Consider the following 19,352-nt stretch of genomic DNA (forward strand, 5'->3'; position numbering starts at 1 on the left):
GACATAGGAGCAGAATAGGCGGAGCGGTGGCCATGCGGGGAGAATGCTATGGGTGCCAAATCGGTGTTTGGGAAGGAGGTAGTCCCTCATGCCCGCGAACCAGCTCATAGGCGTCAGTTAGCGATGAAGCTACTGCAGCTCGGGAGCGGTATTGGGCTTAGGGGCAGCTGGTATAGGCGTCAGGTGACTGGTAAACTTGTACTCCCTATCCGCCGTCAAACTGGCATCGGCATCCCGCTCCAGTTCCCGGCTGGTCGGGTCCAGGGGGAGGAAGGATTCGGCCCGGCTCCCGGGCTGGCCGCTCAGGGCGGTGCCGCTAGCGGCGCGCATCGACGCTGAACTTCAGGGTTGCAGTGGCTTGCGGCTCGTAGGCAGCCGGTTCCACCGGGGCTGGCACGCGCAGGCAGGTGTTTCTGGCATGGGCCCCGGCAACTAGCGTGGACTGGTGAATGCCAGAGTCGGGCGCCATATAGGCAGGCCTTATTTTCAGCAGGTTATGAACGGTGTGCACGCCGGCCACCTGGCAGGCACCGTGCTCAGCTTCCTGGTGGGCACGCCGGCTGCTCACCGTGCCCATGAGCGTCACGATACCCCGGTGGGCCTGCACCAGCATTTCGGAGCCGTGCCCGCGCGGGTTGCCAAGCAAGGTCTCCCGCACCTTATGGACGATGGCCTCGTCGGGGCGAGGGGCGAAATTATCGCCCCGCAGCTCACTGCCCGGTGCCCGGTAGGCTCCGAGCAAATGGAGGGCATTGAGCAGGGGTTGGTTACGGGCTTGCATGGGGCTGGGAGTCGATGATTACAGTGCTGCAAAAGTCCGCTGAAGCGGTAGCCCTTCCCATAACATTATTCGGCGCATTGGATGACATCCATCAAATGGCCCGCTCGCAACGAGATTTCCTGCCCGGCACTTTTTAAGGTTCTCGTTTATTCAGCAGCCCGCACCACCCGTGCCCGCAGGCGGCCGCCCAACCGTCCGCCATGGCGTCTAATCCGTAAGCCCGGGCACCACGCTCTTTTCTAAACCTGACTGCTATGGCGACCTCATCACCCCCCAAAACCCGCCGGCCCCGCCGCGATATTATCGTCATCGGCGCGTCGGCCGGGGGCGTGACCGCGCTGCTGGCGCTGGCCAAAACGCTACCGGCCGATTTTCCCGCCCCCATTTTCGTGGTGCTGCACGTAGCCCCCGATTCGCTCAGCATCATGCCGCAGCTGCTCAACTCGGTGTCGGCGCTGCACGCCAAGCACCCGCAAAACGGGGAAGTGGTACAGCCGGGCACCATCTACTTGGCCCCGCCCAACCACCACCTGCTGCTGGAGGATGACCGGGTGCTGGTGACGCGGGGGCCCAAGGAAAATCGCTTCCGACCCTCCATCGACGCGCTGTTTCGCTCGGCGGCCTACACCTACGGTCCCCGCGTGCTGGGCGTGGTGCTCACCGGATATCTGGATGACGGTACCTCCGGTCTGTGGTCGGTGCAGCGCATGGGCGGGCTGGCCATCGTGCAAGACCCGCACGACGCCGAGCAGCCCGCCATGCCCACCAATGCCCTCGAATTTGTGGAGGTCGACTACCTCGTGCCCCTGGCCGAGCTCGGGCCCCTGCTGGTGCGCCTGACCCTGGAGCCCGCCAAGACGCGCCTGCCCGCCGCGCAGCTCGACCTGCTCAAAATCGAATTGACCATCGCCAAGCAGGGCGGCGGCTTCGAGATGGGCATTATCGACAAGGGTGAGCTCACGCCCTTCACCTGCCCCGACTGCCACGGCGCGCTTACGCAGTTAATTGAAGGCAAGCTGATTCGCTACCGCTGCCACACGGGCCACGCCTACACCGTGAGCGCGCTGCTGAGCGAAGTCAGCGCCTCGGTGGAAAGCCTGCTCTACCAGTCCCTGCGCGGCCTGGAAGAAACCCAGCTGCTGCTCCAAAACCTGGGCGGGCATTTTCAGGCAGAAAAACAGGCGGCAGTGGCCGAGTTATTCATCCAAAAAGCGGCCGAAACCGGCGAGCGGGCCAAACCAGTGCATGCCTCTATCCTGCAACACGAGGCCCTGAGCGGCGACTTCCAATATTACCAAAAAAAACTGGCGTAATATTATTTACTGGCAACTACCACCAGATGCCCTATGCTTCCCGACAATGTCTCAGAAAACAACCCCCGCCGCCCCCTCAGATACTCCGGCGGAAACGACGGGGCAGCCCCAGCAGCTCGCCGCTTTGCTGCGGGATTCGCCCACCGGCCTGGCGAGTCTGGCCGGGCCCGCCCACCAGGTCACGGTGACCAATGAGCTGTTTCGGCAGCTGTTTGATAAGCGGCCGCTGGCTGGCCTGCGCTTGAGCGAGGCGCTGCCCGAGCTGGCCGACCAGTCTTTTTTCGCGCTGCTCGACGAGGCGTACCGCACCGGCACCACCTGCTTTGGTCACGAGGCCGTGGCCTTCCAAAGCGCCACCCAGCCGGCCCCCGGCGGGCCAGTTTACTTCACCTTTATCGCCCAAGCCGTGCGCGACGCGGCGGGCGCGGTCAGTGGCCTGCTGCTGTTCGCCTATAACGTGAGTACCCACATGCGCGCCCGGCAGCCAGCCGGCAGCGCCCCGCCGGCCAGCACGGCCCAGCAGCTGGCCATGGCCAACGAACAGCTCGCCGTGGCCAATGAAGAGCTGGACGTGACCAACGAGGAACTGCACGTCAGCAACGAGGAGCTTCAGGTATCGAACCACCAGCTGCTGACTGCCAACGAGGCGCTGCGTACTCAGGCCGACGAGCTGCGCCAGTCCCAGCAGGCCGTGGAGCTGCTCAACAACGAGCTGACCCTTACCAATGCCGGGCTGGTAGATACCATCATCGATAGCCTGCAGGCCACCGAGGCGGCCCGCGCCGAGGCCGAGGCCCAGCGCCAGCGCCTGCACCGGCTCGTGGCCGAGGCCCCGGCCATGATTGCCGTGCTCACCGGCCCCGACCACGTGGTGGAGCTGGCCAACGACGACTATCGGGCCATGGTAGGCCATCGCGAGCTGGTGGGCCGACCCTTTCGCCAGGCCCTGCCGGAGCTGGAAGGGCAACCCTTTTTCGACCAGCTGGACGAGGTGTACCGCACCGGGGAAACCTACACCGACACCGACGTGCCGGTAACGCTGGACCGCACGCATTCCGGCCAGCTGGAACACCTGTTTGCCACCTACATCTTACAGGCTACCCGCGACGGAGCGGGCCAGATTACGGGTATCTTGATTTTCGCTTACGAAGTAACGGAACTGGTTCGCGCCCGGCAGGAGCGGGAAGATATTGCCCGGCAGCGGCAGCTCGTGACCGATGCGCTGCCGGCGCTCATCTCCTACGTGGACCAGGACCGGCGCTACCAGTTCACCAACCAGGCCTACGAAGGGTGGTTCCAGCAGTCGCCGGCCCAGCTGCGGGGCCAGCGCGTGCGCGACGTGGTGGGCGAGCCGTCCTACGCGGCGGCGGCCCCCTACATGGCGCGGGCCCTGGCCGGCGAGCGGGTAGACTTTGAAGCGCGGATGCCCTACCGCAACGACTTAATCAAGCACATCCGCACCAGCTTCGTGCCCGATGTGCAGCAGGAGCAGGTGGTGGGCTTTTACTGCCTCATCACCGACATCACGGAGCAGGTAACGGCCCGCGCCGAAGTGGAGCGCCAGCAGCGGCAGCAGCACGAGCTGTTCATGGCCGCGCCGGGGCCCATTGCCATCCTGGCCGGGCCGGACCTGGTTTTCGAGCTGGTGAACCCGGCGTACCAGCAGGTTTTTCCCGGCCGGGAGTTATTCGGCAAATCCCTGCTCGACGTCTTGCCGGAGCTGGCCAACACCGAGATTCCTGGCCTGTGCCACCAGGTGTACGCCACGGGCGAAACCTACGTGGCCGAGGAACTGCCCCTGCAACTGGCCCGCCACACCGATGGCCCGCTGGAGGAAGCCTACTGGACCTTCACCTACCAGGCCCGCCGCAACGCGCAGGATGTAATAGATGGTGTGGTCGTCTTCGCCTACGACGTGAGCAGCCAGGTGCGCGCCCGCCAGCAAGTGCAGACCCTTAACCAGCAACTGACCACCCACAACACCGACCTGGACGACACCAACCAGCAGCTGGTGCGTACCAACGTGGACCTGGATTCCTTCGTCTACACCGCTTCCCACGACCTGCAAGGCCCACTCAATAACCTCGACGGCCTGCTCCAGGCGCTCCGCCAAGAGTTGCCCGGCACCGAGCGCTCGGTGCCGGTGGCCCACCTCCTGGAGCTGCTGCACGATTCCGTCGAACGCTTTCAGCACACGCTGACGCACCTGAGCGCCATTGCCCGCACGCAGGCCGAGGCCGGCCCCCAGGCCCCGCTCGTGCCGCTGGCCGACGTGGTGCGCGACGTGCTGCTGGACCTGGCCCTGCCCATCGCCGAGGCCGGCGCGCAAGTCAGCGTAGACATAGCGGACTGCCCCGCCGTTCGGCTGGCGGAAAAACACCTGCGCTCGGTGGTGTACAACCTGCTCAGCAACGCCGTGAAATACCGCCACCCCGACCGCGTGCCCCAGGTGCGGGTGCAGTGCCGCACGGAGGAGCACCGCTGGGCGCTGGAAGTGCAGGACAACGGCCTGGGTCTGGCCTTGCCGCCCGGCCGCCCCGTCTTCGGCCTGTTCCAGCGCTTCCACACCCACGTCGACGGCTCGGGCGTGGGCCTCTACATGGCGCAAAAACTGGTAGAGAACGAAGGAGGAGCGTTGGAAGTGGTCAGCCAGGTTGGGGAGGGTTCTACCTTCACCGTCTACCTGCCGCGCTAGCCGCTGGCCAGGAGCACATCAAGATGCAGCCTGGACGGTAGGAGTCCGCGTGTGCCTGGCGTCGTACAGACTAACCGCATTTAAAAAGCTGACCTGCCCTAGTTGCTTCAAATGGTCCTTTTTGCTTCTGTAGATTCTCTCGTTTCTCCTAATCCTGAAGCTGTTTAGAAAGTCCCCGAACGGTCATGCAGAGCGCAGCGAAGCATGACCGTTCGGGGACTTTCTAAACAGCTTCAATAGCCCGCCGCCATAAACCTCACCAGTTTCGCCCCATCCCCAAAGGGGAAATCATTTCGTGTGCGACAACGAAAAGTGCTCCTAACCCAAGGCTAGAGGCACTTTCTGGGCAATGAGCACCCTTGCTGAACCAGCGGCCCGGCTACGTACCCAGCGAAAAGTCGAAGACCACGCGGGAGCCATCGGGGGCAATGGCCAGCAGCTGAATCAGGCCCCGCTGGGCGGCCAGCAGCGCCGCGTCGATATCCTGGGGCGTGCTGATGGGCTGACCATTAATAAAGGCGATAACCGTGCCGCGGGGAATGCCCAGCTGCGCAAAGAAGCCGCCCGCGCGCACATCGGTCACCACCACCCCCGCCCGGAGCTGGAGCCGCTGCCGGAGCGCGTCGGACAGCGGCGCAAAGCTGGCCCCCAGCTTCTGCCGAATGGTGGCCAGCGCGGCCGGGTTGCTGGCCGGGGCCGGGGCCGTTGCTGCCGCCGGTTCACCTTTCAGCGTGGCCGACACGGTGGCGGGGGCGCGGTTGCGCAGGTAGGTGAGCTGCACCACATCGCCCGGCTGGTGCCGGGCAATGCGCTCCGAGAACTCCGCCGATGAGTTAAGCGTCACCCCGTCAATACGCTGAATAACATCGCCAGCGCGCAGGCCGGCCCCGGCGGCGGCACTGCCCGGCAGCACCCCCGTGATGTACACCCCGTTCACCGCGCCCGGCTGCAAGCCCTGCTGGCTCAGGTACTGCTCTTCGGCGGCCGGGGCCGGAAACGCCACCCCGAGCACCCCCCGCCGCACCGCGCCGTACTGCTGCAAATCGCCCAAAATCTTCTTGGCCAGGTTCACCGGAATGGCAAACGCGTAGCCCGCGTAGCTGCCGGTTTGCGAGGCAATGGCCGAGTTGATGCCCACCAGCTCGCCTTGGGTATTGACAAGCGCGCCGCCGCTGTTGCCGGGGTTGATGGCCGCGTCGGTCTGGATGAAGGACTCTACCCCGGTGTTGCCAGCGGCCTTGCCTTGCCCATCATCGCTGCGGCTGGGCCGGTTGATGATGCCAATACTGCGGGCTTTGGCACTGACAATACCGGCTGTGACGGTGGTATTCAGCGAAAACGGGTAGCCCACGGCCACTACCCACTGGCCCACCTGCACGCTGTCGGAATTACCAAATTGCAGCGTGGGCAGGTCGGTGGCCTCGATTTTCAGCAGGGCCAGGTCGGTATTGGGGTCGCGGCCCACCAGCCTGGCGGCAAACTGGCGCTTATCGGGCAGGATGACCTGAATGGTGGCCGCGTTTTCCACCACGTGGTTGTTGGTGGCGATGTAGCCGTTGGCCGCAATCAGAATGCCCGAGCCGGAGGCCCGCGCCACCTGGCCGCCGCCGCGAGCACCGCTGGGTCGGCCGTAGATATTATCGTACCCACTTGAAGGCGGGTAGCTGGTTTTGATGTGCACGACGGCGGGACTGGCCACGCGGGCAGCCACGACAAAGTCGCCCATGGTGCTCGGCCCCCTGCCCGTCGGGGCAGTGGCTTTCTGCAAGGGTTCGGGGGCGGCAGAGGCCGCAACCTCCGCAGCCGGGCTTTTCTTACTGGAGCAGCTGACGCCCAGGAGCTGCACCAAACCCAGCATACTGCCCAGCAGCAAAGTGGCCGATTTTGTCATTTTCATGCAATTGGGTGTGAATACGGAATGCACTTTTCGATGAGCCGTCGGCAGCGGCGGTGTGGGTGTGGGTCGCGCTGGCCGCGTTTTGCCGGCGAGCCGCCACCGTAGCAGCCTGCTTTAGCACGTGGTACAGGGCCCCGGCAGCACCGGGGTGGGGGCGTCACCTGCAAGCAGGCAGCTCGCCGCTTATAGCTTATCTCCGCGGTGGTTGTATTCCTTGAAAATCTGGCCGACGGCCACATATACTTTGTCCTTGCGTTTATCAAAAACATTGCCGTCGGTGAGGCCCGACGCATAGCCCTGCCACACTGCTACGCCTTTTACCCGGTCAATCATTTGTACCAGAATACTGCCTTTGTCGAGCTTCACTTTCTGCTTGCTATCGTAGGCGTACGGCTCTTCGGAAGCCCAGTACCCGGTGCCCAGGTTATCGTTGCTCATAATCTCGACTGGCACGTCGAAGGACCGGAAATTGACCACCAGGTCGGCACCGGTCGGCTGGTAGGTATAGCCTTTGGCCGCCATTTCGTGTTCCACGGCATCGCGCACCATGCTCTTAAAAAGCAAGTCATTAAGGAAATACGTGCTGTTTTTCGGGTTGGTAACCTGCGAGGCCCAGGAGTACGTTTTGTACTTGCTGAAGTCGGGGCCGCTGTTGGCAGTACTGGTGAATAGGCCGGCTCCTGCGTTCGAATTGGTGCCGCCACGCTGGTCGCTACCGACCACGACATCCGACCCCGAATGCTGGGCGCAGCCCGCGGCAAGGGCGGCAAAGAAAGTGAGGAGCAAAAAAGGATGAGAAGTTTTCATGATTGTCTAGGTGTTAAAAAAAGTTGGGTTATGCACTGTAAGTTGGTTCGGAGATGCGGGTTCGGGTAGCGAACCCAGGCAGCAACTAGTAGCTGCTTGGTTCATCGGTCAGAAAGGAAAAATCCGGCGCATCCGCCCTAGCCGGGGCCGGGCAATACCGGGGGTTGCCCGGCTGCTGGCGGCGCGGCCCCGGCTGGCGGCGTGGCAAGGCGCTCGTAATGCAGCTCCTCGCGGCGCAGCTCCACGGCCTGTGGGGCGTGGATGGTGAGCGTCTGGGTGCGGACGTGCACTTCCTCCACCAGCAGCAGGCGCTTGGTCACCACCAGCTCCTCGCGGAGTACGGGCACAATCATGGTACCGCCCTCGTAGCGTACGGCGGGGGCCTCGTCTACGTAGCGGCCCACGGCCACGCGCTGCACCTGCACCTGCTCTTCGCGCAGGGGCACGTCGGCGGTCTGGGTTTCGACGTGCACGGTTTTGTGCAGTACCACGCGGCCGGTTTCCACCACCTGCTTGTCCACGCGCAGCGTTTCGGCTACCACGGGAATGCGCACCGGCAGTCCATCATCGGGTGGCAAATCAGGGGTTTGCATGGGCGGACGGGATGTGTGCGGAGTGGAGAAAAGGGCTGGCAACAAGTACGCTAGTCAACTACCGCACTGGCTGGTGGTCGGGAGGACGAGCCAGAGGCAGTTGGCACCACGATTTCGGAGAAATAGATTCGGCTGCGGCGGGGAGCCACAGCCGAATCAGATTGTTAGTGGTTAGAAAGCGGTTAGGTATTTTTGGGACTGCCCGGCTGGTTAGCGTTGCCGCTGGCCATCTTTCTCGGAATCTGCTCCACGTCCACCTCGGTGTTGCGCACCGTTTCGCGGACGGTTTCCTCCCGCTCGGTTACCCGCTTGCCCAGCGACACTTCTTCCACCACGTGGGCTTGTTTGGCTACCACGGCGCGCTCGGCGCTTTCGGTCATGGTCACGTCACCTTCCTTAAAGGTCTTGAAATCAGCATCCGTGGCAGGGCGGTTTACGGGGGTACGCTGCACCGTCACGTGCTCTTCGCGCAGGCGCACGCTGGCTTCCACGGGCTTTTCCACGATGCGCGAGCGCAGGCGCACGCCACCGGTTTGCTCGGTGCGCTTGCTCACGTTCAGCTTTTCTTTGATGACCTTGGCTGTCATGCCGTCGGCCTGGTCGCGCTTGCTGCCGTCGCGGCCGGCGGTGTAGCTGTTCTTTACGCCGTACTCGGTAGCTTTGCTATCCACGTCAATTGCGCCGGCATTATCCAGAATATCAGCGGCTTTGCGGGCCTGCTCGGCCGTGTCGACTTGTGCCGTTACCAGCGAGTGGCCGCTGCGGGTCACCTCGGCGTAGGTATGGGCTTCGTCGCTATCGCTGCCGAAAAGCGAGCTAAAGAAGCCGCCGACATTATCACTGGTGCGGCCGGCTGCGTCGCCGGCAGCTTTGGCGGTAGTGCCGTTGGTGGAGGAGTTGTTGCTGCCTGCGTCGCTCGACGAGGCCTGCGAAACGTCCAAGAAATCCAGCTCGAAGCCGGCGCTTTTAAGTTCCTGCACAGCGTGTTTGGCTTCGGTAGCAGTATTGAAGATGCCAATTACGGTTTGGTTTTTCATGTCAGAAATAGTATAAAGGTGAAAGGTATTGAGTAGTGCTAAATCGACTAGGCGCTGCACGGCCAGGTCCCAATCGGTACTTGGCTACTAGTTTGAAAACCCCCACACAAGGGCACTCGGCCAGGAAAAGGAAGCGGGGAAAACACGGCCGATACCCCGATAATGGAAGTAGGTCAAAGGTCCGGCACCATCTGCCGGCAGGCCATGAGATACTTCATGCCGCGCCATGAGTTTGCTTAAGCCGCCGCATTACCGGCATCATGCTCATTGGGGAGTAGGGCGCTCAACGACGGGAGTATTTTGGCTATTTAGCTCATAATAAGATAAGTAGCCAAAATACTAAACCACTACCACTTCCCCCGGCGCAGCTGGTCGGGGTGCAGCAGGCGCACGTTGCCGGGCGTGAGCTCCACCAGGCCCTCCTGCCGAAACTCGTTGAGCGTGCGGCTTAGCGACTCGGGGGGCGTGCCCACCAGGGCCGATAAATCCTCGCGGGTAATGGTGATGCCCGCCGCCGGGTCGGCATCGGCGCGGGCGTGCAGGTGCAGCAGGGCATCGGCCACGCGGCGGCGCAACGAAGCGTAGGCCATGCCCACCAGCTGCAATTCGCGGGCCCGCACCCGGCCGGCCAGCAGCCGGATAAACTGCTGGCTAACGTCGGGGTCGCGCAGCAGTAGGGCCATAAAATCGGCCTGCGGCAGGTACACCAGCTCGGTGTCTTCCACCGTCACGGCGGTGTCGAAATGCGAGGTGCCGTCGAGCAGGGGCAGATAGCCGAAGAACTCGCCGGGGCCGTAAAACTCGGTAATCAGCTCTTTGCCGGCCGCCGTGCTGTGCATCGTTTTCACGCGGCCGCTGCGCACCAGGTAGGCCCGCAGGGGCTCGTCGCCGGCCTGGAAAATGTCCTGCTTCTTGCGGAAGGCGTGCACTTTCTGCTTGTCGGCCAGCTCGTCGAGCTGGCCGACTACGCGGGCATCGGCCAGAAACTCGCACCAGCCCCCGGCCTGCAGGTCGTAGTCGGGGCGCAGGTGGCGGAAGCGGGCCAGCCGGCCCCCGATGGCGCTCAGCAGCTCGGCCTTGTTGAAGGGCTTGGTGAGGTAGTCGTCGGCCCCCAGCTCCATGCCCCGGCGCTGGTCGGTGCGCTCAGTTTTGGCGGTGAGGAAGATGAAGGGCACGCCCGCCAGCCGCTCGTTCTGGTTGAAAATTTGGAGCACGCCGTAGCCGTCCAGCACCGGCATCATGATGTCGCACACCACCAGGTTGGGCCGGGTTTCCAGGGCCAGCGCGACGCCTAGCTGGCCGTTTTCGGCCACCAGCACCGCGTAGCCGGCCAGCTTCAGCAGCTCGGCCGTGTTGGCGCGAATGAGGGCGTTGTCGTCAATCAGCAGAATGGTCAGCATAGGGAATGGTAACGGTGAAGGTGGTGCCAACGCCCAGCTCGCTGTGCAGGGCAATGTGGCCGTCCATCAGCTCCAGGTACTTGGCAATAATGAAAAGGCCCAGCCCGGTGCCGGGCAGCTCGGTGGCATTGTGAGCCCGAAAAAACCGCTCGAACAAGTGCTCTTGGTCGGCCGGCGAAATGCCGATGCCCTGGTCCTGAACCTTGAGCAGCAGCTCATTATTTCGGCACTCCATCGCCACGGTCACCACGGCGTTTTCGCCGGAATACTTGAGGGCATTGGACAGCAGGTTGAGCAGAATTTTGCGTAGCAGCGAATCATCGAGCCGAATGGCCCCGTCGTAGGCCTGCACCACAATGGTCTGGCCGGCCTTGCGCAGGCCCTGCACGGCGGCCACGGTTTCGACCAGCAGGGCGGCCGGGTCGCAGTTGGCGGGGTGGGCCACGAGCTTGCCTTCCTCCAGGCGGTCGGCCGACAGGAATTCTTCCAGCAGGTCGTTGAGGTGCTCCACGGCCGTACGAATGTGCGCCACGTGCCGCAGGCGGTCGGGCTGCTGGTCGGCGGCGGGGTATTCGGCAATGAGGTCGGCCGAGGTGAGCACCACCGTGAGGGGCGTGCGAAACTCGTGTGAGGCCATGCTCACGAAGCGCGATTTCAGCTCGCCCAGCGCCTGCTCAGCGGCCAGGGCCTGGGTCAGCTCGCGGCCCCGGCGCTCCAACTGCTGCAGCGTCACGAGCAGGGCGTGGGTACGGTCGGTTACTTGGTGTTCCAGCTCGGCGTTGCTCAGGCGCAGCTCCTCGTTGAGGGCCTGCACCCGCTGGCGGGCCAGCACCAGCGCGGTCACGTCGGTGGCGATGATTAGCACGCCGCTCACTTCCCCGGTCGCCTCGCGGGTGGCCTGGTACACGAAGTTGTAGTAAAACGGGTCGAGCTGGCCCGAGTTGGTCTGGTCGAGGTGCACGAGCATTTCGCTGGCCCGAAAGGCCTCGCCCGTGCGGTACACCGCATCGAGGTGCTCGAACAGGTGCTGGTCAGCCAGCTCGGGGGCAGCCGCGCGGTAGGTGCGCCCCACCAGCGGGCGGTGGCCAAAGGCCCGCCGGAAGCCCTCGTTGGCCAGTTCAATGACATGCGTGGGACCTTGTAGCAGGGCAATTACCACCGGCGCCTGCCCGATGAGGCCCAGGAGGCGCTGGCGCTGGGCTTCGGCCGTGGCCCCGGCCGCCCATTCGCGGGCCTGGCTTTCGCGCAGGGCCTTCTCTAGGGCGCCACGGGGCTGCTCGGCCGTGTCAGTAAAGCTCACCAGCAGCCACGGCCCCTGCCGCCGGGCGGCCACGTAGAAATAGCTATCGAAGCCATTGGTCTGGGAATGGACTTCGTAGCGGCCGGGCGTGTCGGTTTCGAAGACCTGGCGGTAAAAATCCAGCACCCCACTGGCTGGCAGGTGCGGGAAATACTTCAGCAGGGTGCCCCCCGGCCGCTCGGGCTGCCCCCAGTTGCGCTGCGCGGCCGGGCTCAGGTACTCCACCGCAAAATCGGCCGGTTTGCCCCCGCCCGGCGTGTACACCGGGCGCAGCAGCAGCACCGCCGCCAGCGATACGTCCAGCAACGCGGGCAGTAGCTCGGCCGGAAAGGCCGCGCCGGGGGGCAGCAGAGGGATAGGAGCAACCATAAAAGAGCAGGAAAACCGGCCCGCGTACGGCTGGCGCTTAAAAAGTATATGTGATAATCTGTTACTTATACGCGGCTACCGCCCCGATAGCCGGCATAACGAGCATTAGCCTGCGGCATAACCTGCCTCATGGGAGCGGCCACAGCGGCGGCCTACCTTTGAATTTGTGCCCCTGGTGGGCCTTCTCCATGCCACTTCGCCCCCTCGTATCCCTTCCCCCGTTGGCCGCCGCCGTGCTGCTGGTGCTGCTGCCGCTGGTAGGCAGCGCCGGGGTGGAGGCTACCCAGCACCGGCTGGCAGCGCTCCAACGCCGCCTGGGGGACGCCATTTTCGTACTCGTGGTGGACGAGGCCAGCCACCCCGACGTGGTGCGCAGCTTCCAGCCGGCCGGGCTGCCCATGTGCGTGCTCGTGCAACAGGGCCAGGAGCTGTGGCGGCAGCCAGGCCTACCCGAAGAGGAGTTGCTGGCCGAGCAGCTGCTGGGCCGTTTGCGCCCGGCTGCCAGCGGCCCGGCGGTAGCCTAAGGCGCAACCAGCCTGCTTTTCAGCGGTACCAGCCCATTACCCGCGTAACTATCTGTAAAAGAGATAGTCAATCGTGCTGCTGGCGGGGTTCCCGGCCCGGAAGCGGGAGTACGCGGCGCGGCCTTTTGTAAGGCCGGCATGAGGAGGATTATCTGGTATCATAAGCTGGCTCATGGCACCACGGTAGGGGCTGCCGCTACTTTTGACCTGTCCGATACGGCGCTGCGAGGGTTTACTGCGCCGTATCGGACTTCACTGGTTGCCCCGCACCCTGGCGGCTTCTGCCATTCCTCTGATACTTTATGGTTACCAAGTATTTAGGGCCTATTACTTTGCTCTGGACCGGGGTCAGCCTGCTGGTGGTAGCCTGCAACGGCTCGCCGGCCTCTCCGGCTCCCCCTGCCAACCTGCCGCCCGGCAAGGTAGCTGCAGCTGCCCCTCCCCAAACGGCCGCCGCCGACTCGGCCGCTCCATCGGCTTCCGCAGGCCAGCCGGTGCCTTTTGTAGGCCGCCCAACGGTAGGGGCGTCCATCCGGGCGGCCCAGGCCAATGCTGCCCGCTAACCCGGTGGCCGCCCCGGCCCAGGTCGCGCCTGTTGTGAGCACATTTTAAGCTTTTCGTGCGACGCTGCACGCGACTCACTTTGGCGAGCTAGTCTAATCCTTTTTCCATGAAAATCTCCTCTCCTGCCGCGGCCCTACCCGCCACCACCGTGGCGCAGAAGCCCTTGTACCTGGCTGGCTTAACGCCCAAACAGCTGGCGTGCCTGCTGCTCGCCCCGCCGGCGCACCTCTCCGTCGATTGTCGGGAGCAGTTGGTGCCGCACCCGCAGGGCGTGTGTCGCTTTGTGACGCAGCTGCTGGTCATCCGCAGCCGGGGCACGTGCATCCAATTATGCCAGGTCCATCCCGTGTTGCACCGCTGCCTGCACCTGTTGGCGCTGGGGCCGGTGTTTCACTTAGAGGCCATTCAAAACAGGCAGTAGTCAAGTAATTCTTTCACTTCATTCCTTTCTCAATGAAATATTTTCTCATAGGCCTCGCGCTTGCATTGAGCGGTGGGCTGAGCGGCTGTACCGCTATTTCCGGCGTTAATGTAGAGCAGCGCGATAATGTCAACTTCAGTAAGTACCGCACCTTCGACTTTGCCGAGACGCAAGTGAAAACCAACGGCAACCAAAATCCGTTGTTGCGCAGCCCCATTGCCCAGGACCATATTAAGCAGGTCATTGGCGGTGAGCTGGCCAGGCGTGGCCTGCGGCAGGTAGACAACAATCCTGACCTTCTTATTACGACCCACACCTACATCGATGAAGCGGAGCGCACGGTTTATCGTAACGCCTACCCAGGGGCGAACTTTGCCTACCCTTACTCCGTGGGCTACCACGGGGCGTATCTGCCCATCAACTACGGCTATTGGTATTCGCCCGCTTACTACCAGCGGCCTTACTACCAGCAGCAGCATACGGAGCAGTACACCCAGGGTACGCTCATTATCGACTTCATCGACCGCCGCACTAATAACCTCGTGTGGCGCGGCTCGCTGGCCGACCCCGTGAATGACCCCGGCCGCCTGGGCAGCGAGTTCAGCGTATCGGCCAAAGACATTCTGGACCAGTTTCCGATTAAGGTAAAGTAGCCGCCCGCAACCACGCGCAAGGCCTGTAACCAACGCAACGAGCCGGCTGCTTGCCCCGCCCGTGCACCTCGCCGTCGATTGTCGGGGACTGTTGGCGCCGCACTTGCCGGGCGTGTACCGCTTTGTGGCGCAGCTGCTTGTCATTCGCAGCCGGGGCGCGTGTATCCGAATTGTGCCAGGTTCGTCCCGTGCTGCAACGCTGCCTGCACCGCCTGGCGCTGGGGCCGGTGTTCCACTTAACTAAATAAGCGACGACCTCCACTCTGAGCGCAAGAAGCTGGCGCGAGCCAGCCGTTACTTATGGTTGCTTCCCTGAAATTCTCCACCGCCAACGGTGCGACTTTTTACGCCACCCTGCGCGAGCGGGTGGATGCTTATTTTCAGTCGCGGTAGCTCTCGCGCCACGCCAACGGGCGCATGTGGGCCAAAACGAGCTTCTTTCTGGCGAGTTTCTGCCTGCTCTATGGCCTGGTTGTGTTCGGGCCGGTTAGCCCGGGCCTCCGGCTGGTGCTAGCCGGGCTGCTGGGCGCGTGCAATGCCGGCATCGGCTTCAATATCTGTCACGATGCCCTGCATGGCGCGTTCTCCGCCAACAAGCGGGTCAACCAGGTTTTCAGCCTGCTCTTCAACCTGGTGGTGGCCAATTCCTACGTGTGGAACCTCACCCACAACGTGGTGCACCACACCTATACTAACATTCCCGGGCACGACGAGGACATTGAAGTGGCGCCGGGCCTGATTCGCCTGTCGCCCGAGGAGCTGTGGCGGCCGTGGCAGCGCTACCAACACCTCTACGCTTTGCCGCTCTACGGGCTGGCATCCCTCTCGTGGCTGTTCCGCAAAGACTACGTGAAGTTTTGTCAGGCCCAAATCGGGGCGCACGTTTCCCACCACCTGCGCCCCGAGTACGTCAACCTGTTCGGTTACAAAGCACTCTACTACCTGCTCTTCATTGCCCAGTGCCGCTGCCCTGGGGCAGGTGCTGCTTGGCTTTCTGGTGCTGCACCTGGTCGAGGGCGTGGTGATGGGCCTGGTGTTTCAACTGGCGCACGTGGTGGAAGGAACGACTTTTTCCACCCCCGACGGCAGCGGCACGATGCAGGACGCCTGGGCCGTGCACCAGCTGCAGACCACGGCCAACTTCGCGCCCCACAACGGGCTGGCTAGCTTCTTCTGCGGGGGGCTGAACCGCCAGATTGAGTACCACCTGTTTCCGCGCGTGTGCCACATTCACTACCCGCCCCTGGCGTCCATCGTGCGGCAAACGGCGCGCGAATTTGGGCTGCCCTACCTGGAAAACCCCTCCTTTGGGTCGGCCCTGCGCTCGCACTACCGCCTCTTGCGCCGCCTGAGCCAGCCGGCCATAGTGGCGAAACCGGCTCGTTTGGTAGCCGTCTACGCGTAAGGCTAAGCTACTCCGTAGAGCAAGAGAGCCTCAGAAAAACGAGGTTGTCTTGTGCTTGAATATTAAAACCCTCGTTTAAGTGAATAAAACAGCGAGTAGGTTGCGCTACCAGAAAAGCCAGGCAAAGCTATCGGAATTGGTTCAGAAAACTTGTTCAGCAATCTAAGTACAGCAAAGGGTATCTTCGTGATGAGAACCCTCTACTTTAACGATGAATATCGGCTACGCCCGCGTCTCAACCCGCGACCAGAACCTGGAACTACAACTCGACGCCCTGAACAAGGCCGGCTGTGAAACCATCTTCCAGGAGAAAGCTTCTGGGGCCACCAAAGCACGGCCTGAACTCGACCGGATGCTGGCGGGGCTGCGACCTGGCGACACGGTCTACATTTATAAACTCGACCGGTTGGGGCGCTCCCTGAAACACTTGCTCGACATGGTGGCAGAGTTGGAGTTTCGGGGCGTGGGCCTGGTTTCGCTCACCGATGCCATCAACACCACCTCGGCCCAGGGGCGGCTCGTATTTAACCTGTTCGCCTCCCTGGCCGAGTTTGAGCGGGAGCTAATTCGCGAGCGCACCCACGCGGGGCTGGCCTCGGCCCGGGCGCGAGGCCGGGTGGGCGGCCGCCGGCGGGGACTATCGGAAGAAGCGGAACGCACGGCCATCGTCGCTGAGACGCTTTATCGCGAACAGCAGCTCGGGGTGAACGAGATTGCTCAGCGCCTGCGCATCTCCAAGGTTACGCTCTATAAATACCTGCGCCACCGGGGCGTCGTCATTCACAGTCATCGAAAAGCCGCCGCAGCCAAGTCGACCGAGTGAATTTTGCGCCACCCTTTCGGTCAAAATCCTTAACGTGCTATTTATTCCGTTTTCTGAGAGCACCTCTGGCAGGACGCGAACATTCTTCGAAAACTGCCGGCTCCAGGATGCCCGACGCCGACAGCGCGTGCGTGCTGCAACGCTACGCGGCAAGCCCGGCCGCTGGCCATCCCCGACTGCTGTACGCTGGCACCAGTACCGGCCGCTGCCCCTCACTACCCTACACCAACCGAATCTCAGCCCTTGAACCGTGACCAAAACTGAATTTTGTCGTTGCTTGTGCTGGTTATGGGCCTGCTCAACGTGGGCCTGCTGACGATGCTCTGGTTCGGGTGGCCCAGCCACCAGGCCCTGCTGCACCAAGGCGCCAGTCCCGTGGTCGCCACCTTGGTAAGCGAGCTAAAGCTGACGGCCTCGCAGCACCAGCAGTTCAGCACGTTGCGCTAGGAGCACCAGGCCTAGGTGCAGGCGCTACTTCGGCAGCTGACGGCGCGGCGCGAGGAGCTATTCGCCCGCGCTGCTGGCCCGCATCGGCGGTTTGCAGCGCCAGACTGACTCCCTCACCTACGCCCACTTTGCCGCCCTGGGCCACCTGCTCACGCCAGCGCAACTGCCCCGTTGGCAACAGCTGGCCCCCACCCTACCGCGCCGCCTGCAGCAGCCGGGACCAGGGCCGGGACCGGACGAGCAGCGTTCCGGCCAGCGGGGGTGGCCCCGGCGGCCCGCCGCCTGAGGGGGCACCATTCGGTCCGCCCAAATAAATCGTCGAGGTATCGGCAGGTCAGTGGTGGGCGATGTTTGCTTCGGGATGAGTTTGTTTTATGTAACCCACTGATTAAAATCGGGTTTATCATAAGTTAACAACTTATGAAATACTTCTACCCTGGCCGTCTTTAGCTGTTTTAGCCCTGCTGCTGGCCTTTTACTCGCCGGCCCGGCAAACGGTGGGCTGGCAGCTGCATATGGTCGGTGCCACCGATGACGGCTACGTGCTGCTGGCCCCCATTCAGTACACCCAAACATAGTTGATTGATGCTGCGCCCGGGCGCGCCGTCTAATAAGGGTCCGCACCAGACTAAGAACGGAAAACAACGTTAAGGCATCCTGACCTAGCGGTCTATCTCAGAAAACGTGCGTTTAAAAACTGCCAAGGCGACTTTCGAGAGAATCAGGTTCTGGCTGGGCTGGCGTGCAGCTTTTGCTTATTTCACATATCAACGACTTGGTTTGGCTTGAATAACTGACCTGGTGAGACAAATCAACTCGTCTTTGGTGGTCAAGCGAGCTTAGAGTTGTTTTCCGTTCCTAGCCTAACTAATGCGACCCCATAACCAACAGGTTTGAAAGTAATAGAAAGCACAAACACTCAATCCGATTAGTACCTTTTTATGCCCATGATTCGCTAGTAGCTGAGGACACTTAGAGATACTTAAGAAACAACAATTTTTGTGCTCAATTGACTAATCAATTTGGTATTAACTAATTTTTTGAGGCATTTTATGCCAATTAAAACGAAAGCTTTACCACCGCCCCAGATAAGCAAATTAGGATTGTAGCACTTGGGTGTAATTCAGAACTACGCGGTTGGTTTTTTAAACAGGTCCGTGAGCAGGTACATTTGGGGGCTTTTCAGTGCCGAGCGTAAGCGTACGAGCCGGTCGAGTCCGCCATTGGACCAGCGCTGCCCGCTTCGTTTGAGTCGGACCTGCAGCAGGGTGCGGTGGACAGCCTCGACGGGTCCGCTGCCGCAAAGCAGCCCGCGTTGGCGGAACCGGTCGTAGCGCAAGCGGGTCCGGTTAGTGGCCAGGTAGGCGCCGAGTTGAGCAGCCACCGAGCCAGCCAAGCCGAGCAACTCGGCCACGGCCTGTTCCACGGCCGAGCTTTGGCCGGCCCAGAGGCGGGCGTATTGGGCCGGCAGCCAGGAAGCGGGCGCGTCGGCGGCCTGGGCGGCAGCGGCGAGTTTTTCGGCCACGTGGTAGAAGTCCAGGATATGGGTGGCGTGGGGGTAAGCATCTTGTAACCAGCGGTGAATCCACTGCGCCCCGTCGGTGACAAACACCTGGTCGGCCGCCGCGTCCGGCGGCAGGGCTTGATCAAAGCGTTGGGTGAAGATGGCGAAGGGCCCGCGCTGGGCCACGTACTGCGACGGTCCCATCGTCCCGGCCGGGGCGCTGTGCTGGAAGATGCGGCCGACTTTGACTTCCTGCCAGCCCCTGTCAGTGAAGAGCATCGAGCCGTCGACCGGCCCCGGGTCGGCGCGCACCACCGGGCAGGGCGCATCGAGCGCGGCGGCCGGCAAGGCCTTGACCGCGGCTTGGGTGCGGCGGTACACCTGCGTCGTGCTCACCCGGATGCCCAGCAGCGATTCGACCAGCGGCGGCACGTGGGCAAAAACGTGCTCAGCGGCCAGTAAAACCAGTTTCGCTTGTAGGTAGGGGCTGGTGCGCGAGCCCAGCACCGGGGCAATGAACGGGTTCGTCCTGGCGATGGCTACGCGCCCGAACCGGGTCTGGACAACGTTTTTTTTGCTTGTTGGCCGGCACCGACTCCAGGGTATGCTCCAGAACCGAACGTCCCAGCGCCGTCCACAACTGGTCGAATTTCTCTTCCAGCGTGTAAAAACCGGGCTCTTGGCCAATGCTTCTCAACTCGTCGTATTGCGCGGCGGCAAGCGCTAGGTAGGCTTCTTTCGTCATGACCAAAAGGAAGTAGAGCCTGCCTAAGTTACGGCCCCGGCGCGTAGTTTTGAATTACACCCAATTCAAACGGG

20 protein-coding genes and 1 pseudogene are annotated in these 19,352 nt (G+C 62.6%); 11 read left to right on the forward strand and 10 right to left on the reverse strand.

Annotated elements, in window-relative coordinates; translation table 11 throughout:
- Window positions 1-129: 129 nt before the first annotated feature.
- Window positions 130-330 carry a hypothetical protein gene (locus KQ659_RS21120; RefSeq protein ID WP_216690933.1) on the reverse strand — a complete coding sequence of 67 codons (201 nt, stop codon included), beginning with the start codon at window positions 328-330 and terminating at the stop codon, window positions 130-132.
- Window positions 317-781, reverse strand: coding sequence for a BON domain-containing protein (locus KQ659_RS21125; protein ID WP_216690934.1), 465 nt, complete (start codon window positions 779-781; stop codon window positions 317-319). Before KQ659_RS21125 ends, KQ659_RS21120 begins: the two co-directional genes overlap by 14 nt.
- Window positions 782-1,035: 254 nt before the next feature.
- On the opposite strand from KQ659_RS21125, the gene KQ659_RS21130 reads away from it, so the two are divergent.
- Window positions 1,036-2,094, forward strand: coding sequence for a chemotaxis protein CheB (locus tag KQ659_RS21130; protein ID WP_216690935.1), 1,059 nt, complete (start codon window positions 1,036-1,038; stop codon window positions 2,092-2,094).
- A 46-nt stretch (window positions 2,095-2,140) separates the two neighbouring features.
- Window positions 2,141-4,789, forward strand: a complete 2,649-nt coding sequence (locus tag KQ659_RS21135) for a PAS domain-containing protein (protein WP_216690936.1) — start codon at window positions 2,141-2,143, stop codon at window positions 4,787-4,789.
- A 379-nt stretch (window positions 4,790-5,168) separates the two neighbouring features.
- Here the strand turns inward: KQ659_RS21135 and KQ659_RS21140 are convergent, their stop codons facing one another.
- The 6 genes from KQ659_RS21140 to KQ659_RS21165 all read right to left on the reverse strand — a co-directional run bounded on the left by KQ659_RS21140 (window position 5,169) and on the right by KQ659_RS21165 (window position 12,192).
- Complete coding sequence (locus tag KQ659_RS21140; protein WP_216690937.1) at window positions 5,169-6,686, reverse strand: trypsin-like peptidase domain-containing protein; 1,518 nt, start codon at window positions 6,684-6,686, stop codon at window positions 5,169-5,171.
- Between the two features lie 183 nt (window positions 6,687-6,869).
- Window positions 6,870-7,493 carry a DUF4136 domain-containing protein gene (locus tag KQ659_RS21145; RefSeq protein ID WP_216690938.1) on the reverse strand — a complete coding sequence of 208 codons (624 nt, stop codon included), beginning with the start codon at window positions 7,491-7,493 and terminating at the stop codon, window positions 6,870-6,872.
- Window positions 7,494-7,630: 137 nt separating this feature from the next.
- On the reverse strand, window positions 7,631-8,086 hold the full coding sequence (locus tag KQ659_RS21150) for a YsnF/AvaK domain-containing protein (RefSeq protein WP_216690939.1): 456 nt from the start codon (window positions 8,084-8,086) through the stop codon (window positions 7,631-7,633).
- 182 nt (window positions 8,087-8,268) lie between these two features.
- Window positions 8,269-9,123, reverse strand: coding sequence for a DUF2382 domain-containing protein (locus KQ659_RS21155; protein ID WP_216690940.1), 855 nt, complete (start codon window positions 9,121-9,123; stop codon window positions 8,269-8,271).
- 347 nt (window positions 9,124-9,470) lie between these two features.
- Complete coding sequence (locus tag KQ659_RS21160; RefSeq protein WP_216690941.1) at window positions 9,471-10,523, reverse strand: response regulator; 1,053 nt, start codon at window positions 10,521-10,523, stop codon at window positions 9,471-9,473.
- Window positions 10,501-12,192 (reverse strand): PAS domain-containing sensor histidine kinase, encoded by a 1,692-nt coding sequence (locus KQ659_RS21165; protein ID WP_226930185.1) that lies wholly within the window; start codon window positions 12,190-12,192, stop codon window positions 10,501-10,503. Before KQ659_RS21165 ends, KQ659_RS21160 begins: the two co-directional genes overlap by 23 nt.
- Window positions 12,193-12,380: 188 nt before the next feature.
- On the opposite strand from KQ659_RS21165, the gene KQ659_RS21170 reads away from it, so the two are divergent.
- The 9 genes and pseudogenes from KQ659_RS21170 (at window position 12,381) to KQ659_RS21205 (ending at window position 17,315) form a co-directional block, all read left to right on the forward strand.
- On the forward strand, window positions 12,381-12,716 hold the full coding sequence (locus KQ659_RS21170; RefSeq protein WP_216690942.1) for a YbbN family protein: 336 nt from the start codon (window positions 12,381-12,383) through the stop codon (window positions 12,714-12,716).
- Between the two features lie 302 nt (window positions 12,717-13,018).
- Window positions 13,019-13,279 (forward strand): hypothetical protein, encoded by a 261-nt coding sequence (locus KQ659_RS21175; RefSeq protein WP_216690943.1) that lies wholly within the window; start codon window positions 13,019-13,021, stop codon window positions 13,277-13,279.
- Window positions 13,280-13,386: 107 nt separating this feature from the next.
- Complete coding sequence (locus KQ659_RS21180; RefSeq protein ID WP_216690944.1) at window positions 13,387-13,701, forward strand: hypothetical protein; 315 nt, start codon at window positions 13,387-13,389, stop codon at window positions 13,699-13,701.
- 32 nt (window positions 13,702-13,733) lie between these two features.
- Window positions 13,734-14,354, forward strand: a complete 621-nt coding sequence (locus tag KQ659_RS21185; RefSeq protein WP_216690945.1) for a DUF4136 domain-containing protein — start codon at window positions 13,734-13,736, stop codon at window positions 14,352-14,354.
- A gap of 417 nt (window positions 14,355-14,771) precedes the next feature.
- Window positions 14,772-15,167 (forward strand): annotated as a pseudogene (locus KQ659_RS21985) (fatty acid desaturase); the annotation flags it as partial.
- Window positions 15,168-15,306: 139 nt separating this feature from the next.
- Entirely contained in the window at window positions 15,307-15,759 is a 453-nt protein-coding gene (locus tag KQ659_RS21990; protein WP_332875093.1) for a fatty acid desaturase family protein, read from the forward strand.
- Between the two features lie 211 nt (window positions 15,760-15,970).
- Window positions 15,971-16,582: a recombinase family protein gene (locus KQ659_RS21195; protein WP_216690833.1), complete on the forward strand. Its 612-nt coding sequence runs from the start codon at window positions 15,971-15,973 to the stop codon at window positions 16,580-16,582.
- Between the two features lie 267 nt (window positions 16,583-16,849).
- On the forward strand, window positions 16,850-17,029 hold the full coding sequence (locus tag KQ659_RS21200) for a hypothetical protein (protein WP_216690834.1): 180 nt from the start codon (window positions 16,850-16,852) through the stop codon (window positions 17,027-17,029).
- Window positions 17,030-17,120: 91 nt separating this feature from the next.
- Window positions 17,121-17,315: a hypothetical protein gene (locus tag KQ659_RS21205; protein WP_216690835.1), complete on the forward strand. Its 195-nt coding sequence runs from the start codon at window positions 17,121-17,123 to the stop codon at window positions 17,313-17,315.
- 843 nt (window positions 17,316-18,158) lie between these two features.
- On the opposite strand, the gene KQ659_RS21210 is transcribed toward KQ659_RS21205, so the two are convergent.
- Together KQ659_RS21210 and KQ659_RS21215 are read right to left on the reverse strand one after the other, a co-directional pair.
- On the reverse strand, window positions 18,159-19,040 hold the full coding sequence (locus tag KQ659_RS21210; RefSeq protein WP_216690836.1) for a hypothetical protein: 882 nt from the start codon (window positions 19,038-19,040) through the stop codon (window positions 18,159-18,161).
- Window positions 18,982-19,278, reverse strand: coding sequence for a hypothetical protein (locus KQ659_RS21215; RefSeq protein WP_216690837.1), 297 nt, complete (start codon window positions 19,276-19,278; stop codon window positions 18,982-18,984). Before KQ659_RS21215 ends, KQ659_RS21210 begins: the two co-directional genes overlap by 59 nt.
- Window positions 19,279-19,352 lie beyond the last annotated feature (74 nt).

Source organism: Hymenobacter siberiensis (assembly GCF_018967865.2).
In the GTDB taxonomy this organism is placed as follows: domain Bacteria; phylum Bacteroidota; class Bacteroidia; order Cytophagales; family Hymenobacteraceae; genus Hymenobacter; species Hymenobacter siberiensis.